We start from the raw sequence: 17,776 nt of genomic DNA, 5'->3' as shown, positions 1-17,776 counted from the left end.
ATTATGTTCTTAAAATTATTTAAAAAGTGGGTCTTTTGGACCCACTTAGTTATTGGTGTTTTAGCGGGCTTATTTATTTTTATAATGGCTTTTACGGGGGCTATTTTAACTTATGAACGACAAATCGTAGAGCTCAGTGAAATGCGCTTTACGGTGGATAAGGTTGACCAACAACACACCTTATCAACCGATGAGGTTGTGGCTATTTTGCAAAAAATGCACCCAGATGAGCCACATATTTACATTCGTTGGGTAAATAGGGAAGGGGCCGCTATTCCAGCATGGGCTGGTAAACATAGTTATTTATTACATCCATACTCTGGTGCTGTGTTACGTGAGGGTGAAGGGGTTGCAGCAGACTTTTTCCATGTTGTTACAGACCTGCATCGGTATTTATTGTTGCATGGTCCAGCCCAAACTGTGGGAAAAAATATCAATGGTTATGCCAATTTATTGTTTATTTTCTTATTGCTATCAGGAGCCTATCTTTGGATCCCGAAACGATTTAATCGATCGGCACTGAAAGGCCGTTTATTGCTCGCAAAAAAATATAAACATACTCAACAACGAGATCGGCAATGGCATTTTGTGTTTGGCTTTTGGTGTTTGCCTATCTTGTTGGTTTTGTCGTTGACAGCAACCTTGTTTCACTTTGATTGGGCCAATAAAGCGTTGTATGGCGCATTTTCTCAAGATGTACCAGTAAGAGAGAGGCATCCGCCAGTATCAGATTTATCGGCCGATACTCAGCCTTATGAAGTGTTACTGCAACAGGCTAAAGCGCATGCACATAATAATGGTGCAGCTGATTGGTATTCAATCTGGATAGAGCTGGGCAATAAAAAGCATGTAGCTAGGTTTTATATCGATACCAGTATTGGTCATCGACAGGAGCTAGCATATTCATTGTACTTAGATACTCAAACTGGAGATCAGATAAGAACCTTAAGAAAATCGGATTGGTCGCCTGGCGATCAAGCATGGGGCACCGCGCGGTTTTTACATACAGGTGAATATTTTGGTGTCATTGGGCAAACAATTGCTGGTATTGCTTCACTTTTGTGCTGTTTACTGGTTTACACTGGTATTGTTTTAGCCTGGCAGCGTTTAGTACCTAGACGCAAAGTTAAAACTTAGCAGGGCGAATATAAGTAAATAAACTTTTCGTCAACTAAGCCGCTTTAATTTATTAAGGCGGCTTTTTCATTGGTGCGGATTGCAAAACACGTCAACTTGACCCAACATATCGCTCTGGGAGTGTAGAAGTATAGTGTTACATCACAATGAATAGTGCTTTTTGATATGTTGCTACAAGGGTCTGAAAAATAGAGTGAACAATGATACAAATTAAAGGATTACATAAGCAGTTTGGTCATAGTATTTTGTATGAAAATTATAATAGAGAATTTTTAGCACCTAAATTATGCATAGAAGCACCTAATGGCCAAGGGAAAACCACGCTATTAATGATGCTAGCCGGGCTTGAAACTTACGAAAGTGGTGAGCTTTTGTTTTCTGGAAACACATTAACCGAACCACATAAGCAAGTTGCTATAGCCTCAGATTGTATTGCTTTACCTGACTTCTTAACAGCAAAGCAAGTAATTAACTTATCCTCAAATACATTTGGCTGTCGTTGGCCAACAGCTATAGTTGATGGATTTCATTTTAATGAATTTCTAAATACACGCTTTGACGCTCTATCATCAGGTAATCAAAAGAAATGTCAGTTAATTTTAGCGCTTATGCGCGATGCACCGTATTTACTGTTAGATGAACCCAGTGCAGCGCTTGATCAAGCGAGTATTGCGTATTTATTAACTTTACTTGATGAATATTTAGTACATAAGCCACAGGGTCAAATAATTATTACCTGTCACGAGCCAGCTGCTTTTGTAAAACATGGCTTTGAGTGTATGCCTTTATGATTGCAAATTTAAAACACTCAATTGGCCAATACCGCTTTTTTATGGATTATCGTATTGGGGCATACAAGGCCGAGCTTACACAATTATTTTTACAACTGAAAAGCTTTGGGTTGTTATTTTTAGTGGTGTTAGGCTCATCAGTATTAGGTTTAGTATTACTACTACTTTTAGGGCTTGGAAAAATTATTGATAGTAGTGATGCACCTCAATATGGTGCGCAAATGGCCTGGCTGTATTTGTTGCTACAAAGTGTCATGTTAAGCGCAATGAAGTCTGCAATAAAGAACTCCCCCCAGCGAGCGTTTCAACAGACGTTGGTAAAGCGATATTGGCTAGTCTTAATAGATATAAAGCTTTTGCTGTTAAGTAATGGCTGGTTGATTGCAAGCCTTGTTATCGCAATCGATCTAAGCATAAACCAGTGGCTTCAAGTGCCGCATTTTTTGGTGTTTTTACTATTACAATTTACGCTCGGCATTTTATGTTTATACAAACCAATAGCACTTGTTTATGGATTTTTGTTATCCGCAATGTGGTTAATGTTACCGTTTGATGTAAGTCCACTGATTTATCAGTGTGGGTTTGTGTTGTTATTTGCCTTAAGTAGCTTAATGGTACCTTTTAATTTTACGGCTAAATTAGAGCTAAGCTCACTTACCGGCTTTTGGCTTATGTTTTTTATGCAAAATAGTTGGACTTTAGTTTGGCGAGGGGCTCTATTGCTGTGCGTCTTTGTTGTATCGCAGGTGTTGCTACAACAGCGAGCTGATTTAGTTACTATTTTCAGTATTGTTTCACTTGCCTATTTGGTGTTGTTTAGTAGCTCATTGCACTTTGATTGTAGTCATATACATCAACAATACAGTGTGTTTTTTAAAATGCAGAACAAGCAAACAGCCTTTTATGCTAGCCAATTTATCCCAAGTTTAGTTATGTTATTGCCCGCACTTATTGGGTATATGATCTTATTCAATCTGACAAATAGCGTATTGGTGTTAATAGGTATTATTTGGTGCTTATTGCAACAAGTTATCGCACAAAAAAAACCAGCGCATTACGCGCTGGTTTGGGTGATCACAACAGGCGGACTGTTGGCGGCGTTAACCTAACGGTTAAGCTGCATCTGCTTTGCTGTCTTCACTTTTACGTGCGGCTTTGCCTGCTAATAAATCAGCGGGGTCAAAGTCATCTACGTTAATTACATCTAAACGGGCTTTTTCTACAGCAGCTAATTTATCAGCTTCTGCTTGGCTTAATATGCCAGCTTCAAGGCCCATTTGCGCTACTTTATCAAGTTGGAAGAATGGCAGTTTAACGCCTTTTTCTTTACATACTCTTTCAAATAACGGCTCTACAGCGAGTACATCTTTAAGTGTTTGTTCTTGACGGCCAACTAGATTTAGTGGCTCATCTTTTAAGTAAACATAACTTGCTAAACGGTTACGCGTTTCGCTTGGTACTTGTAGAATCTGTGCTAGTTTATGTTCAAGCTTGTCGGTAGGTTTACGAACCGGGCGACCAAACGGGAATAACAATACTTTTAATACGCCACGTAATGGAGCAGACGGCATGTTATTAATCAAATCAGCTAGAGCACGTTGGCAGTGGTAAAGATGATCCTGACAGCTCCATTTTACTAGGGCTAAATCTTCTTGCTTACGGCCTTCATCGTTGTAACGTTTAAGCGTTGCAGACACTAAGTATAAGTAGCTTAGTAAGTCACCTAAACGTGCCGAAATACGTTCTTTACGTTTAAGCGAGCCACCAAATACTGCCATGCTAATGTCAGACATTAGGGCAAGTGATGCACTAAAGCGTGATGCTATACGGTAAAACTCTGCTGTGTCGTCTTTGTAAGGTACGCTGGTAAAACGTGCACCGGTAAGGGCAAGCCACTTAGTACGTACAAGGTTCGACATAGTAAAGCCAATGTGGCCCATTAGCGCTTTATCAAATACGTTAAGCGCTTCTTCGCGGTCTTCAATTTCACAGGCACCAAGCTCTGTAAGTACAAATGGATGACAACGAATTGCACCTTGACCATAAATAATCATATTACGGGTCAAGATGTTGGCACCTTCTACTGTAATAGCAATAGGGGCACCTTGATAGCCACGACCTAAATAGTTATTTGGCCCAAGCATAATCCCTTTACCGCCAAGTACATCCATTGCATGAATGGTCGACTCGCGCATTTGTTCAGTAAGGTGGTATTTAATAATAGCTGATACAACAGATGGCTTTTCACCTAAATCTACCGCACCAGTCGACATGCTAACTGCTGCATCAGAGCTGTAAGCGTAACCTGCAAGTTTAGCCAGCGATTCTTCAACACCTTCCATTTTACCAATTGGTAAGCGGAACTGACGACGAATACGGCTGTATGCACCTGTTGCTGTTGCGATTGTTTTAATGCCGCCGGCAGAGTTTGACGGCAACGTAATTGCACGGCCCACCGATAAACATTCAACCAGCATGCGCCAGCCCTGGCCAGCCATTTCTGGGCCACCAATAATGTAATCAAGAGGAACAAATATGTCTTTACCGCGGGTCGGGCCATTTTGAAATGGTACGTTAAGCGGGAAGTGGCGACGACCAATCTCAACACCTGGTGTGTTAGTTGGAATAAGTGCACAGGTAATGCCTGGCTCTTTGTTGTCGCTTAGTAAACCATCTGGATCTTGCAGTTTAAAGGCAAGACCAAGTACAGTGGCCACAGGGGCAAGGGTAATGTAACGCTTGTTCCAGGTAAGGCTAATACCTACCACTTCTTCGCCGTTCCATTGCCCTTTACACACTACACCGTAGTCTGGAATTGAGCTTGCGTCAGAGCCTGCTTCTGGAGAGGTTAATGCAAAACATGGGATCTCTTGGCCTTGCGCTAAGCGTGGCAAATAATGATTTTTTTGATCTTCAGTACCGTAGTGCTGTAGTAATTCACCCGGACCTAATGAGTTTGGTACACCTACAATTGAAGAAAGCAGGGTAGACTTACTGGTTAGCTTTTGCAGAACACATGATTGTGCAAATGCAGAAAACTCTAAACCGCCGTATTCTTTTTTGATGATCATGGCAAAGAATTTATTATCTTTTAGATATTGCCATACATCTTGCGGTAAATCGGTAAGCTCGTGTGTTGCTTCCCAATCATCTAGCATGCTACAAACTACTTCGACAGGGCCATCAATAAAGGCTTGCTCTTCAATAGTGAGTTTAGGTACTGGGTATTGGTGTAGCTTTTTCCAATCTGGGTTACCACAAAATAAATCAGCTTCCCACCACGTAGTACCTGCATCGATTGCTGACTTTTCAGTATCAGACATGCTTGGCGTTACTTTTTTAAAGGTAGTAAAAATCGGCTTGATTATATATTGCTGACGAATGCCAGTAACAGAAAGAGGTACCGCGATGATCAAAAAGATCAACCAGCTAATTAAACCAAAAGCACCCGCAAAGGTACCAATTAATAAAGTTGCGGCAGAAACACCAAGTGTTGTGTTCCAACTCGCTCTGTGGTAAACCGCGATGCTGAGCAGTGCGATTAAACCGAGTGTAAATATGAGTGTCATTGCTTATTCCTTAATAGAGGTCAGACCACCTCAGTTAGAGTAGCGCTAGTGAGCGTAAGTTTCAAGTACATTACAGTGTTAAATTAACGACAAACTTGCTATTTTGCTTACCATAATTCCCTTTATTGGGTACTAGCATGCACCACTGCTGTGTTTAATTCAATCACAACGCTTATTTAAGCGCTAAAAATCAGTAAATCAGCTAGCCAAAAAAGTTTTTTTAAGTAAGTATGTTTGTTGTAGTGCACAGTAAATTAAAGCGCTATTTATACGTATTTTTTAAGGGTTAGTTTATTAATGTGTGAATTACTTGGCATGTCAGCCAACGTACCTACGGATATTTGTTTTAGTTTTTCAGGCCTATTAGAGCGTGGTGGTAATACTGGCCCGCATAAAGATGGTTGGGGTATTACATTTTACGAGGGCAAAGGGTGTAGAACCTTTAAAGATCCTGAACCAAGTTATCAATCAGAAATTGCCAAACTGGTAAAAGCCTACCCCATTAAAAGTGTGTCGGTAATTAGCCATATTCGCCAAGGAAACCGTGGCCGAGTGTGCCTTGAAAATACCCATCCGTTTACCCGTGAGCTTTGGGGGAGGGAGATCACCTATGCACATAATGGCCAGTTATCTAACTATCATGATTTAAAGCCAGAGTATTATCGCTCAGTGGGTAACACCGACAGCGAGCTGGCATTTTGTTGGTTGCTTGACAAAATTCGCGAAAAGTACCCAAAACGCCCCTCTAATATGGCCGCTGTTTTTAGATACGCGGCAAAGCTTTCAAATACGCTACGTGAAAAGGGGGTATTTAATATGCTGTTGACCGATGGTGTATTTGTTTTAGCTTACTGCACAAATAACTTACATTACATAACGCGTCGTGCGCCATTTGGTAAAGCAACATTAATTGATGCTGATATGGTGGTAGACTTTCAAAAAGAGACAACCCCAAATGATGTAGTAACCGTAATCGCTACAAGGCCACTCACTAACGACGAGCGCTGGCAAAAAATGCAGCCGGGTGAATTTGCGTTATTTAAAATGGGTGAGCTAATTTAATACGCGCTTTTTAGGGCAAACAAAAAAACGCGATTATAAAATCGCGTTTTTTATGTTTGCTATCACCGTGTTTACGGCGCTTCTGACCTAACTTCACTGCTACCAGTGGCTGGAGTAGAAACAGGTTGGGTAACCGTAAATGAATTCATTTGTACTTCAAACTGCTCCATGCCTTTTTCGCCTTTCCACATACGTACTAGCATGTAGTCCATTTCTGGCGCAAACCAAGCAAGGGCTTGGCGTTTATCGTTATCGTATAAACGTTTTACTTTTATAGCTTCTACGTTGCCAATTGGCAGCGAAATCATTTCTTTGCCAACCACTTCAAAGTTGTAGTCGCGGCGATTGCCTTTTTTATCAATAAGCGGAAACGAAAAATATGTTTCGCCTTTTTTTAAACCTTCGCGTACTTGTACTTGGTACGAAATAGCATCTTGAAATTCGTCAGTCCATTCGCATTTTAGCGGGTATTTGCTAGTGCTGCTGGTGACCACTTTATTTTGTGTATCGAAGTCTATTTTATAATCTTTATCTGGGCCGGTGCCGGTACGTACCATGTTGTAATGATGTGGCGTGACTTTGTTATCTAAAAAAGTAAATACAGAGGTTTCTTCTCGCTTGTCAGAGAAAATCATCCACTCAATATTGCTGTGATAAGTAAGTTGATATGTTTGCTCACCAACTTTTTTAAGTTCGCGTACAGCCTCGCCATGATTTTTACCTTTACGTAAAATATCGTAGCTGGCTTGATATTCTGTTAGTTCGCCTGCAATTAGGCTAGTAGGAAGTAAAGCGCCCACACATAACAGCAGGGCACTTATTTTTTTATTGTGGGTAGTGCGCGCCGTGTGCAGGAAGTTGTTTTTCGTCAAGAACTGCATAATCTGCTTCCATCGTAAGTCTGTGTTCACTGAACCATTTGACCACCAAAGGATAGATTATATGCTCTTGTTCGTGCACGCGTTTAGCTAATGTCTCTGCTGTATCATCCTTGAGTACAGGTATTTGCGCCTGAAGAATAACCGGACCGCCGTCTAATTCTTCAGTTACAAAGTGAACACTTACGCCATGAACATCGTCTTTTGCATCAATTGCTCTTTGGTGGGTATTCAGCCCCTGATACTTAGGCAACAAAGATGGATGAATGTTCAACATTTTTCCAACATATTTTTGCACTAAGCTAGGAGTAAGAATACGCATAAAACCAGCTAATACAACTAGATTTGGCATAAAAGAGTCAATTACATTCATTAATTGCGCATCATAGGCCTCGCGCGAGTCAAAATCTTTATGACTGAGCACTTTTGTAGCAATGCCTGCTTGTTTTGCACGCTCTAGGCCGTAAGCGTCTGCTTTGTTGCTGATAACAGCTGCTATGTGCCCGTTTATTTCGCCGCGCTCGCAGGCATCAATAATGGCTTGTAAATTAGAACCACTACCCGATATTAATACCACTAAGCGAATGGGTGCCATTACTTAGCACCACCTACAATTTCAACTTGCTCTTCACCAGGCGACGCGTCATGTATTTCACCTAGGTGCCATGCGTTTTCGCCTAAATCTTTTAATATTGATAAGCTTTGCTCAAGCGCATCGGCTGGTACTACTAATACCATGCCTACACCACAGTTAAATGTACGGTACATTTCGTGGGTAGTAATGTTGCCGTTTTCTTGTAACCAGTTAAAAACGGTTGGCCACTGCCAGCTATCACCTTTAACTACTGCTTTTGCAGAATCGGGTAATACGCGCGGAATGTTTTCCCAAAAGCCGCCACCAGTAATGTGCGAAAGGGCATGCACGTCAACTTGCTTAAATAACTCCAGTAAAGGTTTAACGTAAATACGTGTAGGTTCTAATAAGTGCTCGCCTAAAGTTTTACCGTCAATAGTTTGGTTAGTATCGGCGTTTGATACTTCAAGTACTTTACGAATTAAAGAAAAGCCATTTGAGTGCGGACCGCTAGAGGCAAGCGCAATAAGTTGATCGCCAGCTGCTACCTTTGTGCCATCAATAATTTTAGATTTTTCTACCACACCGGTACAAAAGCCGGCCATGTCGTAGTCTTCACCATCGTACATACCCGGCATTTCTGCTGTTTCGCCGCCAATCAGGGCACAGCCAGAAATCTCACAGCCTTTACCAATACCGGTTACTACATCGGCCGCTGTGTCTACATCTAGTTTACCTGTTGCATAGTAATCTAGAAAAAACAGGGGTTCAGCGCCTTGTACTATTAAATCGTTTACACACATTGCAACTAAATCAATACCTACAGTGTCGTGTTTTTTTAAGTCGATAGCTAAACGTAATTTAGTACCTACACCGTCAGTACCTGCTACTAGTACTGGCTGTTTGTAACCTTCTGGAATTTCGCAAAGAGCGCCAAAACCACCAATTCCGCCCATTACTTCTGGACGACGCGTTTTTTTAACTACGCCTTTAATACGCTCAACAAGTGCATTACCAGCGTCGATATCTACGCCCGCGTCTTTATAGCTTAATGACTGTTTTTGTTCGCTCACAGGTTTTCCTCAAATAATTGCTTGGGGTTGCTTTTCGATAGCTTAGAAACGCGCGTATTTTACAACAATTGCAACTGCGCGGCTAGCTCAAATATAGTTTTGAAATAATTAACAAGGACACTTGTCCGCTGCCTGTTGTTTAAATAAACAAAAAAACGCCCGTAGGCGTTTTTTTAGTAATTAAAGGCGTTAAATTAACAGCTATGCTTTTGCAGTTAAAATAGCTCTAAGTGGAGCAGGGTAACCTTCAATGGTTATGCTAGTATCGTTTGGGTCTAAAAAATCAACTAACGATTCGTTTTCCATCCAGTCGGTCTTGCGTTGCTCATCAAGCGTGGTAATTGCGCAATCTTTTATTTGCACATCTTTAAAGCCAACGCGCTCCATCCACAGTTTGAGTGCAGCAGTACTTGGAATAAACCACACATTACGCATTTTTGCGTAGCGGTCGGTCGGTACTAGTACGGTGTTTTCATCGCCTTCAATCACTAACGTTTCAAGCACTAACTCGCCACCTGGGCGAAGCTGCGCTTTTAACTGCGCTAAAAAATCAATTGGCGAGCGACGATGATAAAGCACCCCCATCGAAAACACCGTATCAAAGGCTTTAAGCTCAGGGAGGGCCTCTACACCTAGCGGTAATAAATGCACGTTTTCATCTGGGTTGTAGTGTTTAATAGCCTGAAACTGACACAAAAATAAATCAGACGGGTCAATACCCACAACAAACTTTGCGCCTTCACCGCGCATGCGCCATAAGTGATAGCCAGAGCCGCAGCCTATATCTAACACTGTACGGCCTTTTAATGGCTCAATGTGAGGAAGCAGACGGTCCCATTTCCAATCGCTGCGCCACTCTGTGTTTATTGCAATACCGTGTACAGTAAAGGGACCTTTTCGCCATGGCATCATGCGTTTTAATAAATGCGTAGCTTGTTTTTGCTCGCCTTCGCTCATTTCCCCTGGTGCGCCAATTTCTACTTTAGTAGCAATATCAACGTGGGTTGTTTTTACTTCAGGCAAATTTTTAAGTACTTTTTGCCATTTTGGTAAATCGCCATGGCTTGCCTCGTTTTGCCAATGTTTTAATTGACCGGGCAGGGTTTCTAGCCAGTGGCTAAGCGGGCTTTGTGCAATTGCTGCGTAAAATTGGTTAAACCATTGAGACATACATTACTCTTTTTATTTAATTGCTACCATTGAGCAAAAATTAAAACATTGATACCACACCTGCGTTTGGCTAAAACCAATGTCGCTTAAACGATTAAAGTGCGTGTTTAGTGTATCGGGGCGCATCACGTTTTCAATGGCTGTACGCTTTTGGCTTATTTCAAGCTCTGAGTAGCCATTGTGGCGTTTAAAGTCGTGGTGCAAATCAATTAACAAATTATCGCACTGTTCGTTTTCGGCTTTAATTTTTTCGCTAAGGAGTAGTACGCCACCGGGTTTTAAGTTAGCGTAAATTTTTTCAAGCACGGCTTGGCGCTGTAAAGGCGGAATAAATTGCAAGGTAAAATTCATGGCCACTACCGAGGCATTTTGAATTTCAAGCTCGTTAATATCGCCTAAAGTTACTGTAACAGGCACGTCAGACTTAAAGCCTTGTAAATGTACCTTACAGCGCTCAACCATAGCTTGTGAGTTATCTACAGCAATAATGTGGCAGTTATCGGTACGAATGTTACGGCGCATACTTAGGGTAACCGCACCAAGCGAGCAGCCTAAATCGTAAAGGTTTGAATTACTTTGCGCATATTCACCGGCCAATTTACCCATAGTGCTTACAATGGTGGCGTACCCAGGCACAGAGCGCTGGATCATATCTGGAAAAACCTCAACCACATTTTGGTCAAAGCTAAAATCTTTTACTTGTTGCTCAGAGGCGTAAATACTGTCTTTTATACTCACTAAGGCAGTCTCTTTAAAAATAATGGCACTATTTTAACATTTTATGCTGGATAGTCAGTGATAAATTCAGTAGCTTGGCTAGAATTATGAATAATAAGTATAAAAGAGAACGTTAAATGAGCAAAAGTAAGGTAATTAGCACAGACGATATATTAGCAACCCTATGTCATTCAGTGACTGGGGTCCTGTCATCAGCCAGTGGCAACGAAATTAGCTACTCCGCCATGGTGCAAAAAATAACACGCACCTGTATGCGACCAGACATTGGCTGTTTTGTATTATTTGATGGTGGCTTTACAGGCCTTGTTGTAACCAACTTTACTGCGCAAGCGGCAATGGAAATTTACGGCGATTACATGCGCAATATGGGCATGCCTGAAGAGGAAATTGCCCACAGTCATTTATCCGATGACGTTTCAAATGTAATGGGCGAGCTGATGAACCAAATTGTAGGCGACTTTACCTCTAAAGTGCGCGAGCAATTACATACCTCTATTACACAAAACCAGCCAAAAATGATGGCAATTAATAAACAAGTGCAAATATCGGTAGATACTACAATGGATCGCCCTCAAGCACGCCGCGTAACCTTTACTACACGCAACCAAAATATCTTTTACCTAGAGCTGGCAATGGATAAAACGGAGTTTATTAAACTACACGACTTCGACATTGTAGAAGCCATAGACCCTGATGATATTATTGAAAATGAAGCTAAACAAAAGGCTCAAAAAGAGAAAGCTAAGTCAAAAGAAGCAGAGCAAGATGATGCCGATGACGACTTTATGGCTGAACTAGGGCTGTAATGTAGGTTGGGTTCAGCGAAGGGAAACCCAACGTGCTTTTGAGCTGTCAGTTTTAAGCTATCAGCGGTCAGTAGAAAAGTTACGATGGAGAACGCGATTTTAAATCGCGTTTTTTATTATTGAGCATTTTGATTACGAGTTAGGTTGTATTTATATTTTCGCTGACCGCTGACCGCTGACCGCTGACCGCTGACCGCTGACCGCTGACCGCTGACCGCTGACCGCTGACCGCTGATCAATAAGGATTCTCTCCCATCGCTACCACCACACAAAAAATTCGTAAATCTAACTCTAACTGATGATACTGCGGCTCCATGTGGCAGCACAGTTTATAAAAGCTTTTGTTGTGATCTTTTTCTTTAAAATGTGCGAGCTCGTGTACCACTAATGCTTTTAATAAAGGCTCGGGCGCACGCAGCAAATCACTGTTAATCGCTAAATCGTGCTTACGGGTTTTACCTTGCATGCGGTAGGTGTGTGTACCGAGTGCATTGGTGATCATATCACCTTGTTTTTTAAATGCAGCGCGGCCAAACGGTGGGGCATTTTTTAAATACTGTTTTTTTAAATCTGTAGCGTAGCTGTAAAGCAGTTTATCGGTGGTGATGGTGTGCGCGTGTGGGTACTTTTTTAGTAAGTAGTCACACACCTTGTTGTTATTTATAAGGCTTAATACTTGCTCAACAATGTTAGCTGGGTAGCCGGTAAAGTAACGTGCGTATTCACTCATTTTTATTCTCTATTTAAAAAAGCGTTGGCTGGTGGGCTTCTTTTTCGCCACTGAATGGGTTTAATACCGGGTGATTATACCCTAGGTCTTTACAAAACTGCCTAGCAAGTAACGGAGACTCTTGGTTGTCGGCAGTATGAAAAAACACATACGGGCTTTTACCCTCATCAAGCCATTGTTTTACTTTACCAAGCCACGGCTTGTAAAAAGATTTATAGTCGTTTTGTAAATCGGCTATGACAAAGCGGGCCATGGGCTGCGAGCCAGTCGCTATTGCATGTACAGGTAAGTGGGGCTTTTTTTGTTGCGCATCTATTAGCGCCTCGGTGGTGGGCTTTACTGAAAAAAGCGCACGGGTATCCATAGAAATACGGTTTATATTATTTGCCATTAATAGCTGATTAAGGGCAATTTCGGCCTCACCTTTTTTAAAAAAATCAGTATGGCGTACTTCTACGCCGTAATTTAGCTCTTTGGGGAGCAAGCTAATAAATTGCGTTAATTTAGGTAAATCGTTTGGACCAAACGCTTTGGGTAATTGCAACATTATTTGTCCTGTTTTTTCAAGTATTGGGGCAAATAACGCAAGCCAGTCATTAAGTTCTGTTTGAACATTACTAAGCGCAAGCTCGTGGCTAAAACGGCGATGAAATTTAAACGTAAACTTAAAATTGTCGGGTACGCTTTGTGCCCAGCGTAAAACGGTGCTTGGTGCTGGATCTGCGTAAAAGCTGGTGTTGCCTTCAACTGAGTTAAAATGCTGGGCATATTGGTTTAGCATATCGACATTTTTACATTGGCGGGTAAATAAGTTGCCTTTCCAGGCGCTGCTCGACCACTGAGGGCATCCAATATATAACATAAAAAGGGTGGCTTAATGACTTTGTGGCGCTAGTGTAACAAATACATACCGTGCTTGCTGTAAATTCAACCGCCGAAGTTCAACACGCCCTAGCATCTTGATACTACTTGGGTATAATGCAGGGCTTAATTCGATTATTTTTAGATTGCTAGCGGCTTTATTTGTATTGTGGTGACCTGTTTTTTAAATCACACGCCTTAAAACAAATAAATTTAACCGTTCAAGCCTTTTATCTGACAGGAAAACTATGCGCTCTATATATTGCGGACAGCTAAATAAAACTCACGTAGATCAAGAAGTTGAACTATGTGGCTGGATCAACAAACGACGTGACCTTGGTGGACTTATCTTTGTCGATTTACGCGATAGAGAAGGGTTAGTACAAGTTGTATTCGATCCAGAGGTTGAAGGGTTAATGGATACCGCTAACAAACTTCGTCAAGAATTTTGTGTTCAGTTAAAAGGGGTTGTTCGTGCACGCCCAGAAAGCCAAGTTAATAAAGACATGGCAACAGGCGAAGTAGAAATTTTAGGTACTGAGCTAACTATTATTAACCGCTCTGAGCCGCTTCCGCTTGATTTTAACCAGACCAATTCAGAAGAGCGTCGCTTAAAATACCGCTACTTAGATTTACGTCGCCTTGAAATGAGCGACCGTATTAAACTGCGCGCTAAAGCAAGCAGCTTTGTTCGTCGCTTTTTAGATGACAATGGCTTTTTAGACATTGAAACACCTGTACTTACCAAAGCAACACCAGAAGGTGCACGCGATTACTTAGTACCGAGTCGTGTTCATAAAGGTAGCTTTTATGCATTACCACAGTCACCACAGTTGTTTAAGCAATTGTTGATGATGTCGGGTTTTGACCGTTACTACCAAATTGTTAAATGTTTTCGTGATGAAGATTTACGTGCCGATCGCCAACCTGAATTTACCCAAATAGATTTAGAAACCTCGTTCATGAGCTCTGATCAAGTACGTGCTATGACCGAAAAAATGATCCGTGAAATGTGGCAATCATTATTAAACGTTGATTTAGGCGATTTTCCAATTATGCCTTACTCTGAGGCAATGAGCCTATACGGTTCTGATAAGCCAGATTTACGTAACCCAATGAAGCTTGTTGATGTAGCTGATTTGGTAAAAGACGTAGAGTTTAACGTATTTTCAGGCCCAGCTAACGACGAAAAAGGCCGTGTTGCTGTATTAACAGTATCAGGTGGCGCTAAACTTTCGCGTAAGCAGCTTGACGATTACACTAAGTTTATTGGCATTTACGGCGCTAAAGGCATGGCGTGGATGAAAGTAAACGACCGTGATGCAGGCGCTGAAGGCGTTCAATCTCCAGTTGCTAAGTTTTTAAACGAAGAGGTAATTACCCAGTTACTTGAGCGTACTAACGCACAAACGGGCGACATTATTTTATTTGGTGCCGATAAACGCAACGTTGTAAACGAAGCTATGGGCGCGCTTCGCTTGAAGATTGGTGTTGATTTAGAAATCACTAATCTTGATAGTTGGGCGCCACTTTGGGTTGTTGACTTCCCAATGTTTGAAGAAGATGACGAAGGCACGTTACATGCTGTGCATCATCCATTTACTGCACCTAAAGATATCAGCGCAGAAGAGCTTGAAGCAAACCCAGCAGCGGCTATTTCAGATGCCTACGACATGGTATTAAATGGCTACGAAGTAGGTGGTGGTTCGGTGCGTATTCATAATGCAGATATGCAAGAGGCCGCATTTAGAATTTTAGGAATTGAAGCACAAGAGCAACAAGACAAGTTTGGCTTTTTACTTGATGCCCTTAAATACGGCACACCGCCACATGCTGGTTTAGCCTTTGGTCTTGACCGTTTAGTTATGCTTTTATGTGGCACTGATAACATTCGTGACGTTATTGCGTTCCCTAAAACCACTCAAGCATCGTGCTTATTAACCGATGCACCTAGCAAAGCGAATAGCGACTCGTTAACTGAGCTTGCGATCAGTGTGGTAGAAAAAGCAATACCTAGCGAAGAGTAATATCGCGCGCAGTAGATGCGCCTCGCTAGATTTAAAAGCCCTTAGGAGTATGCCTAGGGGTTTTTTTATGGTTAAATTTAAAGTAGTTTAAATATTATACTAATCGATTTAAATATTTAGCCTTTTATCATTTTATTTATTTGTCGCTATAAATGGTTAGTAACTTAAGCAGATTGGTAGTATCCAATAGAGAGGGAGTTCTTATGTCGTTTAATCTCACATTATTTGGTGAATTTTTAGCGTTTTTTATTTTATTTTGCATTCCAATTTTTGCGCTTATTAGCTACAAAATAGGTAAACGTAAAAGCACCATGCCGGGCGTGTTAGCCTTTGTAGGTGGATGCTTAGCGATATTTCCGCTGTTTGGCCTAATTTTTATCGCCTTATTAGCGCTTAAACAAGATTTGCCAAAAACCAGCCCTTATGCCCATTAAACAACCCTAAATACGGACACGTAGTCACAGTGCCAATTTCAAATAATAACTATTATTGCGATCAGCAATTTAGTGCCTTACAGCTAGCAAAAAATACAATCGAAAACACAGAATTTGAAGCGTGTACGTTTACTGAGTGTGATTTCTCACAGGCGCAATTTAAAACGTGCCGATTTATAGAGTGCAGTTTTAAAAATTGTAATTTGTCGTCACTCAAGTGGGACTATAGCTCCCTTGAAAGTGTAAGCTTTAGCCATTGTAAGTTAAACAGCGTGCAATGGGGCGATGCAGATTGGGGAGCGCTAAGTATACATGCGCCGGTGAGCTTTAATAGCTGTGAGCTTAGTAACAGCTCTTTTTTTGACTTAACGTTAAATTCACTCAAATTAATTCATTGCTTTGCAAAAAATGTTGATTTTAGACATGCCAATTTAAAGCAAAGTACATTTACAGGGAGTAATTTTCGCGATAGTGAGTTTTTTCAAACCAATTTAACTAAGTGTGACTTTGTTGGCGCAACTGAGTTTAATATTGATTTGAACAATAATATATTAGCGGGGGCAAAGTTCGAGCGCTTTGAAGCACTTAACTTGCTTACAAGCCTTGATATAGAGCTCTGTAACTAATTATCCGATGATTGAGGTTATTTAGAAGCTGCAAATTACGAGCTTCTAAATAAGTTAGTGACCAGTAGCTAACTAATTAACAGCTAGGGCCATTTTTGTTACGTGCGCTAGCAAGTGTGCGGGCAATTTCAAGCAGTGCAGGGGTAATGTCATCAGCGCCGTCTTTAATTAGCTTAGTTACATCACCTGATGAATATAAGCTATCGCGCGGCGACTTAATGCCAAGCTCGCGAACAAAGTCTTTTGTTTTACCTGTGCTGCCCGTTTCAATAAATTTAAAAATAATACGCTCGTTGTTACTTTTTGGCTCGGCCTGTAACACGGCGATTTCTTCTTTATAGGCTTCTATGCGACTTTGCAAAATGTCGATACGTTGTTCAATAGTGCTGTATGATTTCATGCGGTACTTTTCTAAATTAACTAAAAATAATACCTGTATTATCGCATACATTAGCAATGGCGCGCGCTAACCTTTATAGTAAAAGTTATTTTTATTTAAAAACAATAATTTATACGATTTAAAAACATGCATAAAATAATAAAGAAGTTACTAACATTAAGCGCATTTAGCCTAAGTGCGAGTTTAATGTCACCATTAAGCGTTGCTGATGACAATGTAATAGTGGATCAAAGCCGCAATCGAACCATACCTATCAATATCACGCTTCCAAATAACAGTAATCAATGCAGCGAGCAGGCAAAGTGCCCCGTAGTATTTGTAAATGCAGGCTATGGCATTAGCCACAATAACTACTCATTTGCGAGTAAGCTATTTAATGCACAAGGCTATTTAAGCATTGCCGTCGCGCATGAGCTTAACACCGATCCTAAACTCAGCCGTAAGCAGCCTTATTTAACCACCCGCATGGAAAACTGGCACCGCGGTGTGGTTACCCTTAAATTTTTAGTTAATCAGCTCAGTGCGCAATACCCTGAGTATGACTTTTCCCAACTCACGCTATTTGGGCACTCAAACGGCGGCGATATATCCGTTTTATACGCTGCAATCTACCCAAATGAAGTAAGCCAAATGATTACCCTCGACCACCGCCGCATGTTGATCCCACGTAATAAAAACATACGCGTGCTTACACTGCGTGGTAGTGACTATCCAGCCGATGCGAATGTTTTATTAAATGAAACAGAGCTTAAAAAGTTCCCTGTTAGCCAAGTAATGATTGAAAAATCGCGCCATAACGATATGTATGATGGCGGGCCAGCGTGGCTGGTAGATAGAATGAGAAAAGAAGTAGTGGCGTTTTTAGATAATTAGGCAAGATATAATTAAGCCAATTTTAAA

18 protein-coding genes are annotated in these 17,776 nt (G+C 41.2%); 9 read left to right on the top strand and 9 right to left on the bottom strand.

Translation table 11 applies throughout. The features are described from left to right. Positions 1 to 3: 3 nt before the first annotated feature. From AN391_RS02260 to AN391_RS02250, 3 genes are all read left to right on the top strand, one after another. Complete coding sequence (locus AN391_RS02260) at positions 4 to 1,137, top strand: PepSY domain-containing protein (RefSeq protein ID WP_055013893.1); 1,134 nt, start codon at positions 4 to 6, stop codon at positions 1,135 to 1,137. Between the two features lie 200 nt (positions 1,138 to 1,337). Beyond that, the gene (locus AN391_RS02255; RefSeq protein WP_055013892.1) at positions 1,338 to 1,928 is read left to right on the top strand and encodes an ATP-binding cassette domain-containing protein; all 591 of its coding nucleotides are present in this window, start codon (positions 1,338 to 1,340) and stop codon (positions 1,926 to 1,928) included. Beyond that, positions 1,925 to 3,037, top strand: coding sequence for a DUF6136 family protein (locus tag AN391_RS02250; protein ID WP_055013891.1), 1,113 nt, complete (start codon positions 1,925 to 1,927; stop codon positions 3,035 to 3,037). Before AN391_RS02255 ends, AN391_RS02250 begins: the two co-directional genes overlap by 4 nt. Positions 3,038 to 3,040: 3 nt before the next feature. Here the strand turns inward: AN391_RS02250 and fadE are convergent, their stop codons facing one another. Further along, entirely contained in the window at positions 3,041 to 5,497 is a 2,457-nt protein-coding gene (fadE, locus tag AN391_RS02245; RefSeq protein ID WP_055013890.1) for an acyl-CoA dehydrogenase FadE, read from the bottom strand. Between the two features lie 297 nt (positions 5,498 to 5,794). On the opposite strand from fadE, the gene AN391_RS02240 reads away from it, so the two are divergent. Continuing rightward, positions 5,795 to 6,559 (top strand): class II glutamine amidotransferase, encoded by a 765-nt coding sequence (locus AN391_RS02240; RefSeq protein ID WP_055013889.1) that lies wholly within the window; start codon positions 5,795 to 5,797, stop codon positions 6,557 to 6,559. Positions 6,560 to 6,630: 71 nt separating this feature from the next. On the opposite strand, the gene AN391_RS02235 is transcribed toward AN391_RS02240, so the two are convergent. The 5 genes from AN391_RS02235 to cmoA all read right to left on the bottom strand — a co-directional run bounded on the left by AN391_RS02235 (position 6,631) and on the right by cmoA (position 10,992). Further along, positions 6,631 to 7,368, bottom strand: a complete 738-nt coding sequence (locus AN391_RS02235) for a DUF3108 domain-containing protein (RefSeq protein WP_055014123.1) — start codon at positions 7,366 to 7,368, stop codon at positions 6,631 to 6,633. Between the two features lie 16 nt (positions 7,369 to 7,384). Beyond that, positions 7,385 to 8,032 (bottom strand): phosphoribosylglycinamide formyltransferase, encoded by a 648-nt coding sequence (gene purN, locus AN391_RS02230; protein WP_004588939.1) that lies wholly within the window; start codon positions 8,030 to 8,032, stop codon positions 7,385 to 7,387. Beyond that, positions 8,032 to 9,084: a phosphoribosylformylglycinamidine cyclo-ligase gene (gene purM, locus AN391_RS02225; protein ID WP_055013888.1), complete on the bottom strand. Its 1,053-nt coding sequence runs from the start codon at positions 9,082 to 9,084 to the stop codon at positions 8,032 to 8,034. The genes purN and purM overlap by 1 nt, the downstream gene beginning before the upstream one ends. 201 nt (positions 9,085 to 9,285) lie before the next feature. Continuing rightward, positions 9,286 to 10,254: a tRNA 5-methoxyuridine(34)/uridine 5-oxyacetic acid(34) synthase CmoB gene (cmoB, locus tag AN391_RS02220; RefSeq protein WP_055013887.1), complete on the bottom strand. Its 969-nt coding sequence runs from the start codon at positions 10,252 to 10,254 to the stop codon at positions 9,286 to 9,288. Positions 10,255 to 10,266: 12 nt separating this feature from the next. Then, positions 10,267 to 10,992 carry a carboxy-S-adenosyl-L-methionine synthase CmoA gene (gene cmoA / locus AN391_RS02215; protein ID WP_055013886.1) on the bottom strand — a complete coding sequence of 242 codons (726 nt, stop codon included), beginning with the start codon at positions 10,990 to 10,992 and terminating at the stop codon, positions 10,267 to 10,269. Between the two features lie 116 nt (positions 10,993 to 11,108). Between cmoA and AN391_RS02210 the strand changes: the two genes are divergently transcribed. After that, positions 11,109 to 11,798 (top strand): DUF3334 family protein, encoded by a 690-nt coding sequence (locus tag AN391_RS02210; RefSeq protein ID WP_055013885.1) that lies wholly within the window; start codon positions 11,109 to 11,111, stop codon positions 11,796 to 11,798. A gap of 235 nt (positions 11,799 to 12,033) precedes the next feature. Here AN391_RS02210 and AN391_RS02205 read toward each other — a convergent pair whose 3' ends face one another. Together AN391_RS02205 and AN391_RS02200 are read right to left on the bottom strand one after the other, a co-directional pair. Then, positions 12,034 to 12,528, bottom strand: coding sequence for a M48 family metallopeptidase (locus AN391_RS02205; RefSeq protein WP_055013884.1), 495 nt, complete (start codon positions 12,526 to 12,528; stop codon positions 12,034 to 12,036). Between the two features lie 13 nt (positions 12,529 to 12,541). After that, the gene (locus AN391_RS02200; RefSeq protein ID WP_055013883.1) at positions 12,542 to 13,390 is read right to left on the bottom strand and encodes a DUF72 domain-containing protein; all 849 of its coding nucleotides are present in this window, start codon (positions 13,388 to 13,390) and stop codon (positions 12,542 to 12,544) included. A 247-nt stretch (positions 13,391 to 13,637) separates the two neighbouring features. Between AN391_RS02200 and aspS the strand changes: the two genes are divergently transcribed. The 3 genes from aspS to AN391_RS02185 all read left to right on the top strand — a co-directional run bounded on the left by aspS (position 13,638) and on the right by AN391_RS02185 (position 16,476). After that, entirely contained in the window at positions 13,638 to 15,416 is a 1,779-nt protein-coding gene (gene aspS, locus AN391_RS02195) for an aspartate--tRNA ligase (protein ID WP_055013882.1), read from the top strand. Between the two features lie 203 nt (positions 15,417 to 15,619). Beyond that, positions 15,620 to 15,850 carry a hypothetical protein gene (locus AN391_RS02190; RefSeq protein ID WP_055013881.1) on the top strand — a complete coding sequence of 77 codons (231 nt, stop codon included), beginning with the start codon at positions 15,620 to 15,622 and terminating at the stop codon, positions 15,848 to 15,850. Between the two features lie 29 nt (positions 15,851 to 15,879). Beyond that, positions 15,880 to 16,476, top strand: coding sequence for a pentapeptide repeat-containing protein (locus AN391_RS02185; protein ID WP_055013880.1), 597 nt, complete (start codon positions 15,880 to 15,882; stop codon positions 16,474 to 16,476). 76 nt (positions 16,477 to 16,552) lie between these two features. Here the strand turns inward: AN391_RS02185 and AN391_RS02180 are convergent, their stop codons facing one another. After that, entirely contained in the window at positions 16,553 to 16,876 is a 324-nt protein-coding gene (locus tag AN391_RS02180) for a hypothetical protein (protein ID WP_055014122.1), read from the bottom strand. A 126-nt stretch (positions 16,877 to 17,002) separates the two neighbouring features. Here AN391_RS02180 and AN391_RS02175 point away from each other — a divergent pair, with 126 nt between their 5' ends. After that, positions 17,003 to 17,749, top strand: coding sequence for an alpha/beta hydrolase (locus tag AN391_RS02175; protein WP_055013879.1), 747 nt, complete (start codon positions 17,003 to 17,005; stop codon positions 17,747 to 17,749). Positions 17,750 to 17,776: the final 27 nt, after the last annotated feature.

Origin of the sequence: Pseudoalteromonas sp. P1-13-1a (assembly GCF_001401875.1) — a bacterium.
Lineage (GTDB): Bacteria > Pseudomonadota > Gammaproteobacteria > Enterobacterales > Alteromonadaceae > Pseudoalteromonas.
The sequence above is the reverse complement of the archived record's forward strand: the minus strand, read 5'-3'. Positions and strand labels throughout refer to the sequence as shown.

Coding starts and splice junctions, on each gene's coding strand:
- AN391_RS02260 (WP_055013893.1), top strand. CDS start 4: ATGTTCTTAAAATTATTTAAAAAGTGGGTCTTTTGGACCCACTTAGTT.
- AN391_RS02255 (WP_055013892.1), top strand. CDS start 1,338: ATGATACAAATTAAAGGATTACATAAGCAGTTTGGTCATAGTATTTTG.
- AN391_RS02250 (WP_055013891.1), top strand. CDS start 1,925: ATGATTGCAAATTTAAAACACTCAATTGGCCAATACCGCTTTTTTATG.
- fadE (WP_055013890.1), bottom strand. CDS start 5,497: ATGACACTCATATTTACACTCGGTTTAATCGCACTGCTCAGCATCGCG.
- AN391_RS02240 (WP_055013889.1), top strand. CDS start 5,795: ATGTGTGAATTACTTGGCATGTCAGCCAACGTACCTACGGATATTTGT.
- purN (WP_004588939.1), bottom strand. CDS start 8,032: ATGGCACCCATTCGCTTAGTGGTATTAATATCGGGTAGTGGTTCTAAT.
- cmoB (WP_055013887.1), bottom strand. CDS start 10,254: ATGTCTCAATGGTTTAACCAATTTTACGCAGCAATTGCACAAAGCCCG.
- AN391_RS02210 (WP_055013885.1), top strand. CDS start 11,109: ATGAGCAAAAGTAAGGTAATTAGCACAGACGATATATTAGCAACCCTA.
- AN391_RS02205 (WP_055013884.1), bottom strand. CDS start 12,528: ATGAGTGAATACGCACGTTACTTTACCGGCTACCCAGCTAACATTGTT.
- AN391_RS02200 (WP_055013883.1), bottom strand. CDS start 13,390: ATGTTATATATTGGATGCCCTCAGTGGTCGAGCAGCGCCTGGAAAGGC.
- aspS (WP_055013882.1), top strand. CDS start 13,638: ATGCGCTCTATATATTGCGGACAGCTAAATAAAACTCACGTAGATCAA.
- AN391_RS02190 (WP_055013881.1), top strand. CDS start 15,620: ATGTCGTTTAATCTCACATTATTTGGTGAATTTTTAGCGTTTTTTATT.
- AN391_RS02180 (WP_055014122.1), bottom strand. CDS start 16,876: ATGAAATCATACAGCACTATTGAACAACGTATCGACATTTTGCAAAGT.
- AN391_RS02175 (WP_055013879.1), top strand. CDS start 17,003: ATGCATAAAATAATAAAGAAGTTACTAACATTAAGCGCATTTAGCCTA.